The sequence below is a fragment of the Algibacter pacificus genome, assembly GCF_008033385.1.
Classification (GTDB): Bacteria; Bacteroidota; Bacteroidia; order Flavobacteriales; family Flavobacteriaceae; genus Algibacter; species Algibacter pacificus.
This window is the reverse complement of record NZ_VOGY01000001.1, coordinates 440018-461384: the sequence shown is the minus strand read 5'-3', so window position 1 is coordinate 461384 and position 21367 is coordinate 440018. Positions and strand designations below refer to the sequence as shown.

10 protein-coding genes are annotated in these 21367 nt (G+C 33.8%); 6 read left to right on the top strand and 4 right to left on the bottom strand.

Translation table 11 applies throughout. The features are described 5' to 3' along the window. Positions 1-173: 173 nt before the first annotated feature. The 4 genes from FQU21_RS02410 to FQU21_RS02395 form a co-directional block, all read right to left on the bottom strand. On the bottom strand, positions 174-2849 hold the full coding sequence (locus FQU21_RS02410; protein ID WP_147676431.1) for a T9SS type A sorting domain-containing protein: 2676 nt from the start codon (positions 2847-2849) through the stop codon (positions 174-176). Positions 2850-2984: 135 nt separating this feature from the next. Then, positions 2985-4586 (bottom strand): helix-turn-helix transcriptional regulator, encoded by a 1602-nt coding sequence (locus tag FQU21_RS02405; RefSeq protein ID WP_147676430.1) that lies wholly within the window; start codon positions 4584-4586, stop codon positions 2985-2987. A 117-nt stretch (positions 4587-4703) separates the two neighbouring features. Next, complete coding sequence (locus FQU21_RS02400; RefSeq protein ID WP_147676429.1) at positions 4704-5504, bottom strand: TIGR00266 family protein; 801 nt, start codon at positions 5502-5504, stop codon at positions 4704-4706. A 98-nt stretch (positions 5505-5602) separates the two neighbouring features. Then, positions 5603-6061, bottom strand: a complete 459-nt coding sequence (locus FQU21_RS02395; RefSeq protein ID WP_147676428.1) for a DUF4442 domain-containing protein — start codon at positions 6059-6061, stop codon at positions 5603-5605. A gap of 146 nt (positions 6062-6207) precedes the next feature. Here FQU21_RS02395 and FQU21_RS02390 point away from each other — a divergent pair, with 146 nt between their 5' ends. From FQU21_RS02390 to FQU21_RS02365, 6 genes are all read left to right on the top strand, one after another. Further along, the gene (locus FQU21_RS02390) at positions 6208-6654 is read left to right on the top strand and encodes a DUF4870 domain-containing protein (protein WP_147676427.1); all 447 of its coding nucleotides are present in this window, start codon (positions 6208-6210) and stop codon (positions 6652-6654) included. A 230-nt stretch (positions 6655-6884) separates the two neighbouring features. Next, positions 6885-7229, top strand: a complete 345-nt coding sequence (locus FQU21_RS02385; protein WP_147676426.1) for a PadR family transcriptional regulator — start codon at positions 6885-6887, stop codon at positions 7227-7229. Continuing rightward, positions 7222-9456: a PspC domain-containing protein gene (locus FQU21_RS02380; protein WP_147676425.1), complete on the top strand. Its 2235-nt coding sequence runs from the start codon at positions 7222-7224 to the stop codon at positions 9454-9456. The genes FQU21_RS02385 and FQU21_RS02380 overlap by 8 nt, the downstream gene beginning before the upstream one ends. Positions 9457-9880: 424 nt before the next feature. After that, positions 9881-10717 (top strand): GIN domain-containing protein, encoded by an 837-nt coding sequence (locus FQU21_RS02375; protein ID WP_147676424.1) that lies wholly within the window; start codon positions 9881-9883, stop codon positions 10715-10717. Positions 10718-11065: 348 nt separating this feature from the next. Continuing rightward, the gene (locus tag FQU21_RS02370; RefSeq protein ID WP_187269301.1) at positions 11066-16141 is read left to right on the top strand and encodes a T9SS type B sorting domain-containing protein; all 5076 of its coding nucleotides are present in this window, start codon (positions 11066-11068) and stop codon (positions 16139-16141) included. 351 nt (positions 16142-16492) lie between these two features. Then, positions 16493-21319 carry a T9SS type B sorting domain-containing protein gene (locus FQU21_RS02365; RefSeq protein WP_147676422.1) on the top strand — a complete coding sequence of 1609 codons (4827 nt, stop codon included), beginning with the start codon at positions 16493-16495 and terminating at the stop codon, positions 21317-21319. Positions 21320-21367 lie beyond the last annotated feature (48 nt).

Genomic DNA, 21367 nt, shown 5'->3' with positions numbered 1-21367 from the left:
AATAAAGCTCTTTTTTAACTATTTGACATAAAATTAACATTAATGTAAATTGTCCTTTTATTTTACCACAAATAATTTTTCAATAACATAATTATAAATTAACACCGCTTGATAGACATAAAAAAAGAGCCCCAAAAAGAGGCTCGTTTTTTAATTGGAATTCTTTATAATAATTATTTTAGAATAATTTTTTGAGTATAAGTCTTATCTTGACTTGACATTCTTACAATATAAATTCCAGGAGAAACATGATTTACATTAATCGCATTTTCACCTAAATTTAAATTCCCTTTTTGAATGAAACCACCAACAACATTATAAATTACGTAGTCTGATAAATCGCTATCATTAGGTAATTTTATATGTAAAGTTCCATTAGAAACCGGGTTAGGATATAATTTTGGAGCAAGAACATCATTAGCCTTAATATTTTCTATACCTAATGTTACATTTGAAATATCAATAGACCACATCCCTCTACCATAAGTTCCAATAAATAATTTATTATCTACATAACTTATTTTTAAATCGTTAACAATAACATTTGGTAAATTATCACCTAATTTTTCCCAAACTGTTGATGCTCCGTTTACATAAGATGTATAATAAACGCCGAGTTCTGTACCAACAAATAATTGTTCTGATGTATAACCTTGTCTGAATAAAATTTTCTTCATGATTACATTTGGTAAGTTCCCTGATATATTTACCCAAGTAGCTCCTCCATCTGTAGATTTGAAAACTTTTTTGCCATCCACATAAGATTTTGCTGTTGCATATAAGGTTTCTCCATTAGTACTTGCTCCATCTATAGAAAAAGAATTTATTTCTGCACCTGAAACTTGGGTTATTGTACTCCAACTTGAACCACCATCTGCACTTCTACTTAAACCCGTTTCTCCAACTACAGCTATATAATTTCCTTGATTATCAAACTGTGTAGGGGAGCCCACTCCTGCATTTAAATCGGTCCAAACCGCACTTGCAGCAGGTGCTGTAGGATACAAACTTATAGTAGAAATATTTGTTGATTTATACATATCATCAAAACCGCCATAAGCTATGGTTGAAACATTAGTATCTAAACTAAAAGGCCAAACAAATTGTCCGTTTGCTGGTTTAGGAACTTCATCCCCATTAAACTCCCCTTTAAAACCTGTTGCTCCATAAGATCTGTACAAAGAACCATTGGTACCGCCCATATAACGAATTGTTGGATTTGAATAATCTATAGCAGAACATACACCATCTCCTGCACCTACGCCATACCAAACACCATCTTCTTTAGTAAAACCATCGTTATCTTGGTTTGCCATTAAAAAATCGTCACTATTTGCAACGGTTGGGTTAATAGAAATGGTATAAATTTGTGTAGCAACAACGCCATTTGTTTTGTAAGTTGTCGTTGGACTGGTTAAATCGGGAGTATTATCAAATTCTACAAAATCAAGTCCGCCATCATGTGCATCCCAAAACGAGTTTCCATTATTTAAATACCCCATTTGGTGATGATCGCTATGAACATAAACTCCTGGATTTGTGTTATTACTCCAATATCCATTTAATGACATATACCACGTATTTCCATTATCTATAGATGTTTGTCCTGCAACAGCACCTTCCATAATAAACCCATCACGAACGGTTAAAGCTTGGTTATAACCATCTTGAGAATCATAAGTTCCTGCAGGATCCGTTTCAGAAGCGGTAGTGGGCCTAACTGTACCAATAGCAGTTATAGTTCCATTGACTAAATCTAATTCATTTAATCGACCATCACTACCTTGAACATAAAATGTTCCTGCCTTTGCTCCTTCTTTATCTACAGCAACTACTTTTAGATTTTTAGAACTTCCAGACGCTAAAAGAGTTTGCCAAGTATCACCTTTATCTGTAGAATAAAATATACCTCCCCAATAATTTGTACATACCATAGCATTTCCAAAACTAGCCATACGCCCATATCGACCATCATATTCATTTAATTTTGATACCCAAGTAGCGCCACCATCCGTCGTTTTAAGGATATCATTTCTAGCGGCAACAACAGCGGTGTTGGCATCAATGACAACCAAGTGACCTAACAAACCGGCATTATTATCTGTAGAACCATCTGCTAAACTACCATTAAGCCCTGTAGCCACCCAAGTATCACCATAATCTGTAGATTTATAAACGCCAATACCGTTTAAAGTCCCTGCGCTATCATAATCTCCTGTAGTAGCATACAGAGCTCCTGGTGTTCCAATAACATCGGAAGACCCTTTAATATTGGTAATACCAATACCTGCAAAATCATCAAATTTTGGAGACCATGTAGCGCCATTGTCATTAGATTTCCAAATACCTCCAGTTGGTGTACCAACAATAAGAATATCGCTAGCAGAACTTGAACCTGGGTTAGCCGCAAACCTCCAAAAGGTATTTACACGTCCTAATTGTGGTGGTGCCGCATAGCCATTTGGATCTGGATTAGATTGTGGACCAATATTGCTCCAGCTTAATGCATTTGTTTTACTTTGAACACTTTCTTTTTTACTTTTTGCTAGGCTTTTAGCATCTAGTAAACCAACATTTTCCCAACCTTGTAAGGCATCTGGAAAAGAACCATCTGCATTTACTCGGTCTTTCCAAAAATAAGCCCAACGCTCAAACTGTTTTTCAGCCTTGATATCTGCTCTAGACAATTTACTTGACACACCTTTTTTGGCCGTCGTTTTTTGTCTTGTACTATTGACAATATCATAATAATTACTACCAGATGTTGTTGAAGCACTTCTATAATCTACCGATTGGGAAAACCCAAAAAGAGAAAAGATTAACATTAAAAAAGTAATAGTTTTTTTCATTTGTTTATTAAAGTTTGTTTATCCAAAATTGAATAAACAAATATAAATAACAATAGATATGCACTATCTAAATTTAACTACTCAAAAACTACTCATAGCTAAAAAACTAAAGAAAATCAAGGGCTAATTCACTTTTTAAAGATTAGAATTTTCTTTACAATCTTTAAAATTATTTTGAATGAAATCAAGTAAACTAAGCCCGCTTTCTTGAAGATTCATTTTTTTTGAAATCCGATAACGCTTGCCTTCTACTGCCCGTATTGAAACATTTAAAAAAGCCGCTATTTCTTTACTCTTAAAACCGACAAATAAATAATAGCATATTATATTTTCGGAATCACTTAATTGCGGATATTCCTTTTTTATTTTAGTGAAGAAATCGACATTAAACTCATTTACTATTTCTAAATGGTTTTTAGTTTTATCCAAGAGCGTTGACGAATCTAAATGAAGTGTTTTTAACAATTCCTTTATTTTTTTTCGTTGTTCATCGGCATTACCCAAAGTAGAAATGGCCTTAATTTCTTTTTTAACCTCAAGTATAAAATCTTCTAAACCATGCACCTTAACTTTTAACTTTTCATGTGTTGCTTTTAAGTAAGTAAATTCATCGTTATTTTTTTCAAAATTGTTTATTACTTTTTTAATTTTTTTATGTTTAACAGTGTACCAAATAAATAGTAAATTAAAAAGCAACACTAAAATTATCAGCCATTTTATAAGGTAACCTTTATGCTGTTGCTCCTTTCTAAGGTCTCCCTCCGACTCTAATACTGTATCACCAATATAAAAACTGGCCTCCATAGTTTTTTTCAGCACATGGTTTTCGAAAACTTTTAAAGAATCTATGTAATTGTTTTTACGTTCAAAATCTTTAATATAATCGTAGTAATCAATATAGAGATTATAAAAATTTCTCTTATCACTATCATTCATTTCTGTTTTAACTGTTTCAGATTTCGATAAATAATAAGACGTAGAATCTATAGCTTTATTATGGAAATGAAAACGTCCTAAACTACCATAAATCGTAGACAAATGTACCTCATACAATTGGGACTCTAAAAATGAATTATCTTTTAGTGTTTTAAATGTGTTAAAGTACTTATGTGCCTTGTTTAAATTATTTAAATCAATGTAATTGGTGGTTAATAAAAATAAGGCATACATATAATAATACGTATCATCCTTAATAAGTTTATAGCTATCTAGATGTTCTAAAATAATAGTATTCCCCTTAGCCAAGGCCTTATTTCTTATGGCAGCTAAAGCATACATCTGGGTAACCTCAGCTAATCCTTTTTTATTATTGCAAAGCGTATAATACCTTTTGGCACTAGCTATATATTTATATGCGGTGCTATCTTTTTCTTTAATATAGCTACTGTAAAAAATTTCTAAAGATGCCCAGCCAGCAATATCATAATTATTTTCTAACTCGGCATATTTTAAAGCTAATACTGTGTTTTTAAACTGCTTGGCAAGCTCATTGTTTTTATCATTAATAAACACTTTTGCCTCATAATAATGAGCAAGATATCCTTTAATACTTTGATTTAAAGGTCCGGGGATTGAATCTAAATACAGTTCCGCTTTTTTAGGATTATTAGAGCTCGTTTGGATTGCTAAATCTATAAATTTTAAATACTCATTTTTATGATTATTTTGCGTAAACGCAATATTAGTAAAAACATAAAGCAATACTACTAGAAACCTATTTAAGAGTTGAAAACACAAAATTTTTAAAGGACGTTTTTTTAGTTAGTTTATTAGTTGATGCCAACAAAAATAGCAATAAAAAAAAAGCCATGTTAAAAACACAGCTTTTTTTAATCGTTGTAAAACCACTAAACCTTAAAATCTATTATCACCATCTAATAAATCGCCTAAACCACCTAAAACACTACCTTCTCCTCTAGAGTTCCCTCCAGATCGTGGCGCCATGGCTAAAACACGTCCTGCCAAACGACTAAACGGTAAGGATTGTATGTAAACGGTTCCAGGGCCTTCCAACTTGGCAAAAAATAAACCTTCGCCTCCAAAAACCGTATTTTTTATACCACCAATAAATTCAATATCATAATTTACAGTTTGGTCGAAACCAACAATACATCCTGTATCTACACGTAAAGTTTCGCCTGCTCGCAATTCTTTTTTAGCCATGGTACCACCAGCGTGTACAAAGGCCATACCATCGCCTTCTAGTTTTTGCATAATAAAACCTTCGCCACCAAAAAGTCCGCGTCCTAGTTTTTTAGAAAACTCAATACCCACACTCACCCCTTTTGCAGCGCATAAAAAAGCATCTTTTTGGCAAATGAATTTTCCTCCAAACTGCGTTAAATCTATAGGGATAATTTTTCCAGGATATGGCGAGGCAAATGAAACGTTTCGTTTGCCGGTGAGATTATTGTAAAAGGCCGTCATAAACAAACTTTCGCCTGTTAATATCCGTTTTCCAGCGCCTAATATTTTACCCAGAAATCCGGAATCTTTTTGAGATCCATCACCAAAAATAGTTTCCATTTTTATGCCATCGTCCATCATCATAAAACTGCCTGCCTCGGCGACTACGCCTTCCTGTGGATCAAGTTCTATTTCTACGTATTGCATTTCTTCGCCGTAAATTCTATAATCAATTTCGTGTGCTGTCATTTTTTTAAAATAAGTTTAAGATTAACAATATATATGTTGAATTTTTTAATGTTTTGTTACAAAATTTTATTAAAAAACACCGTAACTAAGAGTGTAAACTATTTCGATTTCAGCTTAATACTCCATTGAAATTTAAAGGAAGAAACGACGATATCATCTTCATTTTTACCCACAGATTCCATCCACAGGGTTTGCCCCTCGCCTGTTTCAATGGCTTTTTTTATGGCTTGATCTATTAAATGTCCGTCGTTGCAAGAAAATAGAATACGTCCTGTGGCTTTTTTTGTAAAGGTTGCGGTTTGCGATGTAACTAACATAGAAATGCGTTTGCCCGAATCTTGAATTTTACCAATCATTAAAGCTCCCGTTGAAAACTCGGCTGCCATTCCTTGCACTGCCCAAAACATAGACTTAAATGGATTTTGGTTTATCCATTTATATTTCACTGTTACTAAACATTTTTCATTATCGATATGTTTTGTTCTTACACCGCACAAATAAGCTGACGGCAACTTAAACATGGTGTAAGCATTTAGTTTTCTAGGTGTTAATGTCATTTTAGAACCATTTATTTTTGACTAAGTTATGAAAAAAATCGGCGAATATAAATGTTAATATTATGTTAATTTACGGTACTATGCGTAACAAAGTACCTTCTTTTAGACATATATTTGCATAAGAAACTATTATATGTTTTAAAATCATGGTAGATAATCATCAAAAAAACATCGCAACTTTTATTCATTTATCCACTTTTAGTCGGTTTTTTATTCCTTTCGGAAATTTTATTGGGCCAATTATTTTATGGGCAGCAAATAAAGATAAATCGGCGTTTATAGATCACCACGGAAAGCAGGCTATCAATTTTCAGATTAGCATTTTATTATACGCTATTATTTTAGGTACGCTATCGGTTCCGTTTTTTGTTTTCAAAATTTTTAATGGTTTCGATTTTATCAGTTTCAATGGTTTCAATGATTTTAACTTTAGCATAGGCAAACCATCGGCTTTACTTTATATCGGCGGTATATTGGGTGCCTTTGCCATTGTTGCTTTTATAATAGAACTGGTTTTTATTGTTATTGCAAGTTTAAGGGCTCGAGATGGTGAAATTTACAATTACCCATTTACTATTCAGTTTTTAAAATAACCAGGAATATGGCATAGACACTAAACCTAGCAAATAGACCCGCGTTAGGGATTGATGCGGCATCCTTTTTTGCCATTAAAAGCAAAAAAGATATAGCGGAAAGCCCGACCCTTGGGTAACGCCCAACAAATAAAAAATAAAAATACATTTCATCAATAATCAATCATCAAAATCAATCAAAAAATCAATCAAAAAATGAACAGTTTCAAAATATTAAAATGCTTTAGAATATGAAGATAGAAAACACAAAAGCACAGATGCGTAAAGGCGTTTTAGAATTCTGCATACTCTCGGTTTTAAAGGACGAGGACGCTTATGTTGCAGAAATTTTAAGTACGTTGAAAGACGCGAAGTTGCTTGTGGTAGAGGGAACGATTTACCCACTACTGACCCGTTTAAAAAATGCGGGGCTTTTAAATTACCGGTGGGAAGAATCGACCTCGGGACCACCACGAAAATACTACGGCTTAACGGACACCGGAAAGCTATTTTTAAAAGAATTAAACAACACATGGAGCGAACTACACCATGCGGTAACTTTAGTAACTAGCCAAAAATCAACCAAAAATGAATAAAACAGTCAATATAAATTTAGCAGGTATATTTTTTCATATCGATGAAGATGCTTACATAAAACTGCAACGTTATTTGGAGGCTATAAAACGATCGTTTACAGATACGCAAGGGCGTGCTGAAATTATAGCCGATATTGAAGCAAGAATTGCCGAACTTTTTAACGAACGTGTTCTTCTTGAACGTCAAGTAATTGGCATAAAAGAGGTAGATGAAGTGATTTCCATCATGGGGCAACCGGAAGATTATTTAGTGGATGATGAGATTTTTGAAGATGAACCGCAATCCAAAAACACAAAAAAAACAACGACTTCTAAGAAATTATTTCGAGATACAGACCACTCGTATATTGGTGGGGTATCTGCTGGATTATCGCATTATTTGGGGATCGACACGATTTGGATTCGCTTGGCATGGATTTTATTAATTTTTGGTTTGGGAACAGGGGTGCTACTTTATATTTTACTTTGGATTTTAGTTCCCGAAGCAAAAACAACGGCCGAAAAAATAATGATGACTGGCGAACCGGTTAACATTAGTAACATTGAAAAAAAAATAAAAGACGGCTTTGATACGGTAACCGAAACGGTTTCGGATGTTGCAAAAAATGTGAGCGATTCGGTTTCTGGCGCCGCCAAAAATGTACAGGAAGCAACAAAAAAAGCCGATTTCCAGAAACAAGGGCAACGGATTAAATCGTCGTCGCAAACTTTTTTTGATGCCATTGGCGATATCATCATGTTTTTCTTTAAAGTAATTGCGAAGTTTGTTGGTATTCTATTAATTGTAATTTCGTCTGCCGCTTTAATTGCTTTAATTATTGGTCTGTTCTCTGTGGGCGTTGCCAACTTTATACATATTCCGGGATTAGACTTGGTAGATATTGTAAATGCAGGCGAAACGCCTATTTGGTTTGTATCGCTACTCGCCTTATTTGCATTAGGAATTCCTTTATTTTTCTTATTTTATTTAGGGCTAAAAATTCTAATTACTAACTTAAAGTCTATTGGTAATTTTGCTAAATTCACCTTATTAGGCTTATGGTTTATTGCCGTAATTGGCTTGGTTATTATTGGCATTCGTCAAGCTAGTGAACATGCTTTTGATGAAACTTATATTGAAAAAACCCAGCTGTCCGCTCCCAAAAAAGAAACCCTTAGTATTAAAATGGTTGGTCATGATAATTTTGGCTCAAGCATTTACCGCCACAGCAATTTTAAATTGGCACACGATGATGAGGGGCATAAAATGATCTACTCATCGGATATTGATCTTAGAGTAAAATCGACTACCGATTCTGTCATTACGGTCGTTTTAGAAAAAAGTGCCGCTGGTCGCGATTATCAAAAAGCAAGAGCTCGTGCTAAAAATATTGATTATCATTTTGAACTTCAAAATAATGTGCTGCTATTAGACTCCTATTTTACTACGGATCCTAAAAATAAATTCAACGATCAAAAGTTAGATGTGGTTTTATATATTCCAGAAAACACAATTGTTAATTTTAAGAAAAACACGGCGTCTTATATCTATTACAGAAATTATGATGGAAATATTGTAAAAAAAGGTGAGGTGAATTATGATCTAAAAATTATTGAAAACGACGTAGAATGTTTAAACTGCCCTGTTGATAAAAAGGAAGCCGACGATGATTCGGAAAACAAAAAAAATACTAAATCTGAAACACACAAGAAGGTATCCTTAAAAATCAATAATATAGGTATTAGCATAGAGGAAAGTACAGATGGTAAAACCAAAAAAGAGCAACAAACTGAAGTTTCTGTAAAACGTGATGCCAACATAGAGGAAAGAAAACGAGAGGTTAACAAAACAACCTTTCAACCCGATTTAGCGAAAATAGCTAAAACGGATAAAAACCCAGAGATTAGAAAACTTGCTTTAAGTAAAATGACCTTTCAGCCTGCTATAGCAGAAATTGCCGAACATGATAAAGATCCAGAAATAAGAAAACTTGCGGTAAAAAAAATGACCTTTCAACCGGCCTTAGCGGATATAGCAGAAAAAGATAACGATCCTGAAGTTAGAATATTAGCCTTGAACAAAATGACCTTTCAACCCGCTATTGCTGAAATTGCTAAACATGATAAAAATCCTGAAGTTAGAAAAACAGCCGTTAAAAAAATGACGTTTCAACCGGATTTAGCTGAAGTAGCAAAAAAAGATAGCGACCCAGAAGTTAGACAATTGGCCGCTGAAAAATTAGACTGAAAACACAATTCATCTACTAAAAACAACAGATCAGATATTTAAGTTATTAATCACACACTTTTTAAAAGATATTTGAACTGTAATTATAAAAAAAATCATCAATCAAAAAACGAACCATCATGGCAACACTAATTAAAATTATTATCACGGCACTTTTTAAGCTTGTGCTTATCCTCTTATAATTTCAGTAAAAAAACAAGTGCTAACTTTAAATAAAGCAATACAACACCTAATAACAGAACACTTTAAAACATTTTAAAAACCCAGAAAAGGTTAATAAATCGGATGATTTGAAAGGAAATGTAAGTAAAGGTTAATTGGATTCACTTTTTCTATATTAATTACTGCCTTTCCTCACTAAAACATACACTTTGGGCTGGTTTTTGTTTTATATTTGTTATAATTATTAATTGAAATATACAAAATGAAAAAACAGCTCTCACTCCTAATACTAGCAATAAGTTTTGTTTTTTTTGGACACAGTCAAAGTTCCGAAAAAGTAAAAGGTAATAGAAATGTTACTATAGAACAAGCACTTATAAACCCGTTTCATACAATTATAGTTGATGAAACTTTTGAAATAGATTTAGTGCAAGGGCAAGAACCAACGGTTGAAATAGAGACCGACGAAAACCTTCACGAATTTATTAATTTCGATGTTCGTGATAGTGTACTTAGTTTTGATTTTACAAAGCGTATTACATCAAAAAAACGTTTAAATATTAAAGTAACATACGATCGTTTTTTAAATACTATTGATGCCCGCGATGATGCCGAACTACATGGCTTATCTACCATAAACGCCGATAACACAACACTAGTTACATCTGGAGATTCTAAAGTTGGATTAACTATTAAAACTGATCATTTTAATTTTGAAGGATTGGATAAATCTAAAACAGAATTAAATTTAACTGCAAATACTTCAAACTTAGTTTTAAACGGAAATAGTAAACTAGAAGCTCTAATTAATTCACCTGTTTTAAAAACCGATTTATACCAAAAAGCACATGCCGAAATTGAAGGATCTACCGATGATTTAACGCTTAGAACAGATAATAACTCGGAATTTACCGGTAAAAATTTAACAGCAAAACATTGCACCCTTATTGCTGAAATTGCTAGTGAAGCTACTATAGAAGTTACGGATACCCTTTCTATAGATGCCTCGGGATCTAGTAGTGTTTATATATATAGCAATCCTAAAATTATTGTTGAGAACTTTGCGAACACCTCTAAAATTCAGAAAAAAGAAAAATAATTTTAATGATTAAATAATCATTTGTAAAAAAGGTAGTTTTTAAAAAATTCTACCTTTTTTGTTTTTATAAAAAGTTCAAATTATAAATGATATAAATACAATTTATCAAAAACTTCCAATCAATATTACGCTCAAACTGTTAAAATATTATATTTTTTATCTAAAATTTTAAACCAAGCTACTTTTTTTGAGTCTAATATTATTTAATACACTATTTTTAAAATTCTTAAACAGAATTAGCACTAAACGATTCGGATTAATTTTTTCTAGTAAATGAGCAAATTGGCATTTTTAAAAAAAATATTTTTTTTATTTCTATTGTTTTTTACCATACCTGGTTTTTCTCAATTGAGTAAAACACACTATATTCCACCATTAACAAGTGCCGATAGTAATAGTGCAAATCCAGAAGACCAATATATTTATATCTCTACACCATCGGTTACCAATGTGGCTTATACCATTATGCCGGTTGGACAACCAACAACGGCCTATATTACTGGAGTAGTTTCCAATACATCGCCGAGAGTTGTTTCTATAGGCTCAGGAAATGAAAATTTATTTATTCCATCATCACAAACCAGTATCGTCGTAAATAACCGAGGTTACATTATAGAAGCTGAAGGTAGTATCTATGTCTCGGTTAGAATGAATGCGGGTTCACAAGCAGGAGCTTTAGTAAGTAAAGGTCTTGCTGCACTTGGTAAAACCTTTAGAGTTGGTAGTTACACTAACGAGAATCCTCAAGATAATTACCTCAACTTTGTTTCGGTAATGGCTACGGAAGATAATACGGTAGTCACTTTTAGCGATTTACCTTCAGGGTTAATTATAAAAAGCTATGTTGGTCCATTTCCTATTACCACTACATTAAACAAAGGCGAAAGTTACACTGTGGCTACAAACAGTATCGACGCAACTACCAATAGAGATGGTTTAATCGGTACTTTAGTAAATTCAGATAAGCCTATTGTTGTAAACTGCGGTTCTGCAAATGGGAGTTTCGATAATGGAAATGGTCGAGATTACGGCATTGACCAAATTGTAGGTTTAGAAAAAATTGGCAAGGAGTATATTTTTGTTAAAGGAGACGGCAATAATGATTGGGAAAACGTACTTATTGTAGCACACAGCAATAACACCGCTATAAGTATTAATGGAAACTCTACCATAACTACAATAAATGCTGGCGAGTATTATTTAATTGAAGGCAACCAGTACCGTAATGGTAATATGTATGTAGAAACATCCGAACCTGTTTTTGCGTATCAAGGCATTGGTGCTACCACAAGCGAAGCTAACCAAGGTATGTATTTTGTACCGCCGCTAAGTTGTGAAACAAGAGGTAATTTAGACAATATTGCAGCTATACAAAGCATAGGGTCTACCTCCTACACAGGTGGAATTTCTATTGTTACAAAAACAGGAGCAATCGTTACCATAAACAACACGCCTTTGAGTAATTTTTCTACAACAGGCCCGACTGCCGTTACTGGAAACTCAGATTATGTAACTTATAAAGTTCTAGGGCTATCGGGAAATGTTTCTGTTCAAAGTACAGACGAATTATACTGTGCTTATTTTAATTACAATGGTGCCGCAACATCGGGGAGTTTTTATTCTGGTTTTCCAACACCACCAGAAATTAACTTTAATGCTGTTTTTGAAACCCTTGGTAATTGCATTCCAAACATTACGTTAGAAGTGGCCAATATGAATAATTTTGACAGTATTGAATGGTTTTTTGATGATGGCTCAGGTGATGGGTTTAAATCAACCGGTGCAACAACTAACTTATACACACCAGAGTTTTCCGGAACATACAAACTTGTTGGTAAACTCGACTGCTCTGGATTAGCTATAGAATCGCTAGAAGTCCCTGTAAGTATTTGCCCAGACGATGTGGACAACGATGGTATTCCAGACAATATTGATATTGATAATGACAACGATGGCATATTAAATTGTACAGAATCTTATGGTAATCAAAGCATCGATTTATCTAATTTAAATAAAGGAGATATCCTTGTTGGCGCTTATACTTTTAATGGCATAACGAGTACCATTGGCAATACAACGGCAACCCCTATTTCTGGAACGAATGAAGGCGTTTTTATGAGTGAAACGTCATCTAAAAATGGTCTGGCAGAAAGTAGCTTAACCTATGAACTAAACTTTAACAAACCTCTAAATTTACTATTAGATTATCCTATTAGTTCAATTTTAGGAAACGGCACTATTAATACCAATCAAGAATTCATCATTCGTGTGCCAAACACAAGAACCATTACGCTTTTAGATCCGGACGACCAGCTTTTAATCGATACTAATTTTGATGGAGTTTATGAAACCGGAATCACTCAAATTTCAGCATTCGAAATTCGTTTTAAACCAAAATCAACTTTAGCATTTGGAGCGGGAACCTTTAGTTTTTCGGCTAATAACGTCGATAGTTTCACTTATATTCATAAAAATCTATCGGATACAACAAGTAATCAGGCTACTTTTCAAATTACAGCAACTTGTGTTGCAAAAGACACCGATTTAGATGGCATTGAAGATAGTTTAGATTTAGATAGCGATAACGATGGCATTCCCGATTTTATAGAAAACCAAGGCCTGTTTACACCGCTAACCAATAAAGATACTGATACTAATGGGTTAGACGATATTTATGATGTTACCGCATTGCCCATTGATACCGACAATGACGGCGTTCCAGATTATTATGATTTAGATAGTGATAATGACGGCATTTTCGATTTAATAGAAACCGGTGCTTTAGGCCCGTATTTATCCGATACCGATCTTAATGGTATCATAGATTTTATGGAACCAAGTGATACTAACGGACTGGTAGATTCTGCTGAAACAAACCCAGATAGTGGCGTTATAGCATATACCATAAATAATTTAGATGGAGATTCCTTTTTTAGTTATATAGATGTAGACTCCGATAATGACTCCTGCTCTGATGTTATTGAAGCTGGTTTTTCCGATGATAATACCGATGGATTCCTTGGAGACACTGCAACCATTGTAGATGCTAATGGATTAGTTACTAATACAACTGATGGTTACACCCTACCCAATTTCGATTTTTTAAATAGTGCACCAATTTCAATTAACACGCAACCTATTGACACAAGTATTTGTGAAAATACCAATACCTATATTTCAGTGGATTCTAGTGATGCAGACAGCTTTCAATGGGAAATGAGTACAGACGGCATTAATTGGAATACGATTATTGATGATACGAATTACAGTAATTCGCAAACAGCAAATCTAAATATTACTAACGTTCCTATTAGTTTCAACGGCTACCAATATCGCGTAAAACTAGATCGCGCTGGTAACAGTTGTGGTTTATATTCCGAAAGCATGACTTTAACGGTAAACGGACTTCCTATGGTTAATTCATTGGTAGAATTAGTGCAATGCGATGATGAAGATTTAACCACGCTTGGTAAAAGTGATTTTAATTTAACGGAAGCTAATGATAAAATATCATCAAATGCCGTAAATGAAACATTTAGCTACTATTTAACACAAGCCGCCGCGGAACTTGGAGATGAAACGAGCTCAGATTTTATTTCAAATCCAATGGCCTATACAAATAATACCATTAGTAATGATAATGTTTGGGCCCGAATAGAAAACAATTTTGGTTGTGCTAGTGTTTCGAAAATTGAACTCACAGTTTCAACTACGGTTATTCCATCAGACTTATTAATTCCATTTTCTCAATGTGATGATTTTCTAGATAGTGACGGAAATAACACCATAAATAATAACGATCGAGACGGTATTGCTACCTTCGACTTTAGTAGTACAAGTACAACATTACAGAGCTTAATTCCTGCCGGATCAAACTCGTTACCACCAAGATATTATAGAAATGAAGCCGATGCCCTAGCCGAAATAAACGAAATTACAGATATTTCAAATTATAGAAACATTGGCTATCCAAATTCGCAAACCATTTTTGTGCGTATTGATAGTAATATTTTAAACGATTGTTTAGCTTTAGGTGGCCATATTTTATTAACGGTTGAACCTTTACCTACTGCAAATCCTGTAACCATAGCACGGCAATGTGACGATGATTTTGACGGCGCTTATCCTTTTGACACTTCGCAATTAGAACAAGACATTTTAGGCAGTCAGAATCCAGCAGATGTTAATATTTCATATTTTAACGCTTTAGGCGATCCTTTGTTATATGCTGATGGAACCGCCGTAGTAAGCCCTATTTCACCTACATTTTTAACAACGACACAAACCATTACGCTACGCGTTACAAATAACAATACAGCGGCTCCAGACGGTCCTTGTTTCGATGAAACTACCATAGATTTTATAGTCGATAAAAGCCCTATTGCTAAACCTATCCCACCTATTATGGTATGCGATGGTAGTGCTGGCGATGTGGATGATGATGGTTTATACCCTTTCGACACCTCTAAGTTTGCTGATACTATTTTAGATTCACAAACGGGAATGGATATCAATTTCACCTATATAGACGAATCTGGAAATTTAACTACCAATTCCACATTACCAAACCCCTTAAATACAGAATCTCAAACCATTTTAGTTGAAGTTACAAATCCTGCAAACAATAGCTGCCGTGCTTCTACTACTATTCAACTTGTTGTAAATCCGCTTCCAGATTTCACTGTAGAGTCTCCGCTAATTATTTGTTCGTCCAATCCGGAATTTAAAATTACTTTAGACCCTATTGAAGCAGATGCCACAGAAACTTTTACATACGAATGGTTTTTTGAAGGTACGCCGCTTTCAATAAACACAGCTATTTTAGAAAATGTTTCTGTCGCAGGAAATTACGCTGTAACCCTTACTAAAACTGATGGCACAGGATGCTCTAGAACTCGAGACATTACTGTAAGTGCCTCCGATATTGCCAAAATAACTTTAGATGATGTTACCATTGTTGATATTTCTAATAATAACTCGGTAACAATAGATACTACCAACCTAGGTTTGGGCGATTATAAATTTGCATTAAGTGAAACTGGGTTAAACGTTATTAATAATTACCAAACCGAACCTAAATTCGAGAATGTACCAGCTGGTTTTTATACTATATATATTAAAGATGATATTTGTGGTATTACCGAATTAGATATTTCTGTTATTGGCTATCCCAAATTCTTCACTCCAAATGGCGATGGTTATAATGATTATTGGAAAATAAAAGGTATAAATTATTTAATACAGCCACACTCTACCATATTCATATTTAATCGATATGGAAAATTATTAAAACAATTCTTTGCACAATCTCAAGGTTGGGACGGTACTTTTCATGGTGCACATTTACCATCGGACGATTATTGGTTTAGAGTACAACTTGAAGATGGTAGAACGTTTAGCGGACACTTTTCATTAAAACGATAAAACCGCTATACACTTTTTATGGCACACATTGTCTAACCTGTTTTTAGTAAAAAACAATTCAAATCACCCACAACAAAATATCGATAAAAAACATTTTATATCGATAAAACACATATTTACTTTCAAAAAAAACACGACGCCTGCATTTTAACGATTTTTTTAAACACTTAATCTACATATTTAACTGTGATTTTAAGCAAAAAGACTAAACAACGTCTTTAAATGTTAAAATTTAACGCATTTCATCGTATTTTATTGCACTTAATCTTATTTAAGGTTACATTTAACAAATACAACGACAAAAAGAGCCCCAACTCTACCGTTTGTTTATAATTCAAATAACATTTTGATATGGATAAAACTACTATTTTTTCGTGTTTTGTTGCCTTTTTTATTTGCAGCCTTCTATTCTCTCAGCAAATTACCATTGATAATAGCCTCCCTGTTACCTCGTTAATTAAAAACAATTTAGTTGAAGGCTGTGTAGAACTATCTGATATAAAATCTGAAGTTAACGGTGCGGTAAACCATATTGGTAGCTTTGGTTATTTTGAAAAAGGACAATCGAATTTTCCATTTAACCATGGTATTGTATTATCTACTGGCGACGCCAATGCTGCTGGAAACTCTAAAAACACAGCAACACTTAACGATGGCACAACAGAATGGGGTACCGATATAGACCTTGAAACAGCATTAGGTGTAACCGGAACCTTAAACGCAACATCTGTAGCTTTCAACTTTATATCGGCATCCAATCATATTCAGTTTAATTATATTTTAGCTTCCGAAGAATACTATGCTAATTTCCCTTGTGACTATTCCGACGGGTTTGCATTTCTTATTCGAAAAGCGAATTCTACCGATGCTTACATCAATATTGCTGTACTTCCAGGTACTTCTACTCCAGTAAACACTAACACAGTTCACCCCGATATTGTTGGTTTTTGTAATGCAGAAAACGAAGAATATTTTAATGGGTATAACCTTGGAGACACCAACTTTAATGGAAGAACAAATGTCCTGTCGGCTTCTGCAAACATAGAACCTAATGTATTATATGAAATAAAATTAGTGATAGCCGATTATAAAGATAAAAACTACGATTCGGCCGTTTTTATAGAAGGACATAGTTTTACTTCATCTGTAAATCTTGGTGAAGATATTCAAACCTGCGCAAGCTCTGAAGTTTTAAATGCAGATATTGGAAATCCTGAAGCAACTTATTCATGGTTCTTAAACAATACTAAAATAACAGATGCTACTCAATCTAATTTAAATGTAAACGAATCTGGAAATTATGAGGTGGTTATTGAAATCCCTTTTTCCACCTACACCTGTACTATTAAAGATACCATTAATGTAGCATTAAGTAGTACTCAAAAAGTTGATAATATTAGAGATTATATTCTTTGTGATGACTCTAAAGAAGACGGCATAGAAAGCTTCACCCTATCATCTAAAAACAACGAAATACTAAGTGCTGTTCCAAAAGGAAATTACGATATAAGCTACCATTACAGCTTAGAAGATTCTGAAAACAACAGCAACAAAATAACCACAACCATCCAAAACACAACCACCCCTCAAACCATTTATGTAAGAACACAAAATAAAGACACGGGTTGCTTAGGGTACACTCAATTCAATTTAGTTGTAAACACACTTCCTACTGCAAACCAACCAACCGATTTGGAAGTTTGTGACGATGCTTTATCTGATGGAATAACCGAGATTGATTTATCTATTTTAATAGATGAAATTATAGGAACACAAACCGATGTAGCAGTCACCTTTCATGTATCGCAACAAGATGCAGAAACAGGGTTACACGCCTTAGAACTTCCCTATACCAATAAAAATGCTACAGAAACCCTTTACGTACGGGTTAAGAAAAAAAATGCGGCCTGTTTTAGCACCACTAATTTCAACCTTACCGTTCATGAAAACCCAAAACTAAACACTGCAATTTTACACTATATGGATGCTTGCGAAAAAAGCAATTCTGGTTATGCTACTTTCGATTTAACCAGTATAATTCCCGATGTTATACAAAACTCTACAAATGTTAACATAACATTTCACTATGCATTAGAAGAAGCCAAACGTGGCGAAAATGCCATTGAAAACCCAAGCAGTTTTACGAATACCACATTCCAAAAACAAATTCTTTATGTTCGAGCAGAAAACGCACTAACCGGCTGCGCTTCGTTTGTACCAATAGAGGTGCATTCTAATTTATTATCATCAGGAACAAATCATGATATTATTAGACTTTGTGATATTGCTAACGATGGAAAAGAAGATTTTAATTTAGAAAATATAGCCAAAACAATATCCGGAGAATTACGAGATCTTTCAATAGTATTTTATGAAACTCAAAGCGATAGAGACCGAAATATTAATCCGCTAGACTCGAGCATTCCGTATACCACAACCAGCCTAAAAACAACATTATTTATAAATATTACTAGTCCTTCATGCTCGCAACCCGAGTTTGTACAATTAGAACTTGTTCCTGTAAAAGAGTTCGACTCCATTGGAACAATTGAATACTGCGACACCAACCAAGATGGTTTTATTAACATTAATTTACGAGCTTTTGATGCCGATGTTAACCACAACAACCCCGAATATTCCGTTAGATATTTTCTAACAGAACATGATGCGATTAGTAATACGGGTAATCTAGGAAACAGTTATATAAACAAACAAAACCCGCAAGTAATTTACACAAGAATTACAAACAATGCTACGGGCTGTTTTGATACCAATTCGTTTACCATTAACGTTATACCTGCTCCAGAAGTTACCCAACCAACTCCAATTACTGTGTGCAACGATACTCAAACCCTTTCGGCAACCATAGATTTAACTAGTAAAGCTTCCGAAATTATTACCGATACAACTAACAGAGTGATTTCGTATTATAATAATTTAAATGATGCTAGAAATAACACAAACCCTATTACCACTCCAACCCAAGTAAAAACCGTATCCAAAACATTCTATACTAGAATAGACAATACTATCACTGGATGTTTTACTACCCTACCACTCCCGGTTATTGTTAATTCTACGCCAATATTTACAGAGATCAGTAATTATAAAATTTGTGAAATGAACAGCGATGGTTTTGCCAATTTTATACTAAAAACAAAAGATAGCGAAATTTTAAATGGACAATACAACAAAACAGTGTTATACTATTTAAATGAAGCCGATGCCATAGCCAGGGTTAATCCAATAAACAAAAACACAAATTTCCAAAACCTGAGCAACCCACAAACAGTATTTACACGTATTGAAAACATTACCAATACAAACTGTTTCGCTACGAGTTCTTTTATTATTGAAGTTGGTACCAACCCACCATTTAACAAACCTACCGACTGGTTTACATGTGATGACATTAGTAATGATGGAAAATCATCCTTCGATCTTACTACAAAAATTAACGAAATATCGGCTGGTATAGAAGGTATTTTAGATATTTCATTTTACACTTCAATAGCCGATGCCGAAAACCAAACTAATAAAGTATCGAATACATTTACAAACACCGTAAACCCACAAACCATATACGCGGTTATTGATAATGGTGCCATTTGTAACTCTATTACCTCTTTCACTATTAACGTTATACAAGTTCCTGAAATTCGAGAGCAAAACCCAACAATAACGCATTGTGACAGTAACTATGACGGTCGAGTAGTATTCGATTTAACCGAATCTTCTGTTGAAATTTTAGATGTACGCCAAGACTACATTAAGGTAGAATATTTTGAAACCATAGCAGATTTAGATCAAAACACAAACCCGATTACCCATGCCGATAACTATATAAATAAAAGCAATCCACAAACAGTATTTGTAAAAATAAGCAATACTATTTCCGATTGTTATGTACAGGTCCCATTAAAACTTACAGTTAATATTCCTCCAAAAGCAAAAAGCCTTTCTATTTATGAAACCTGTGATCTAGGTACGGTAAACCTAAATGACATTGATAATTTAATAATAGACGCTAATCCAGAAACTAAAATTAATTATTTCACCAATGAAACCGATGCTTTAAATAACCAAAACGCACTAAACCATATCTATAGCTACAAAAGTAATTTAGATATCGTTTATGCCAAACTTACAAATACTACATCTGGATGTAGCACAATTCACCCTTTTAAAATAAAGGTAAACAGCCTCCCTGTTGCAAATAAACCGGGTAATTTAGAACATTGTGATGATGATTTTGATGGTATTTTAGATTTCGATTTAAGCCAACAAAACACAACCATATTAGGATCTCAAAATCCTAATGATTATAATATTTCTTATTACAGATCATTAGATAATGCCCAAAATATAATCAAACCTATTCCAACTAACTATTTTGCAATAAATAATGAAACCATATTTGTAAGGTTAGAAAATAATCAAACAGGCTGCTTTAGCACAACCCATTTTAATATTATAATTCATCCAAAACCAATACTAGATATTGGAGATCAACTTATTTGTATAGAAAGTTCACCATTATTAGTTTCTGCAAATACAAATATTGCTACCGATAGCTATTTATGGTCTACAGGAGAAACAACCCCCGAAATAGAGATAAGCGAAGCAGGTGAATATTCGGTAACCGTAACCTCCATAAATGGCTGCGAAACCTTTGAAGCATTTAACGCTATCATTTCAGAACAGGCCACCATAGAAACAACAGAAACTATCGATTTTACAGACCCAAACAATATTACAGTTACCGTTAGTGGAATTGGTAATTACGCATATGCTCTAGACCATAATGATCCACAAACCGATAATATTTTTAGAAACGTTGGTATTGGCTATCACACCTTAACTATTTTAGATCTTAATGGTTGTGCCAAAGTTGAGAAAGAAGTAGTTGTTGTGGATACACCTAAATTTATGACACCAAATAACGATGGATTTTTTGATACTTGGCATATTACAGGTGTAAAAGATTTTCCTGGTACAAGCATCTACATTTACGATAGGTACGGCAAGTTACTAAAAACACTTTCCAACACATCACCTGGATGGAATGGCACATACCACGGGACTTTAATGCCCGCAGCAGATTATTGGTATTTAGCAAATGTAAATTATAAAGGTGAACAGCTTCAACTAAAAGGACACTTTGCTTTAAAAAGATAAATTGTTTTTCTGAAGTAATTAACATGTTCTTAAAATAAAACTCAAAAA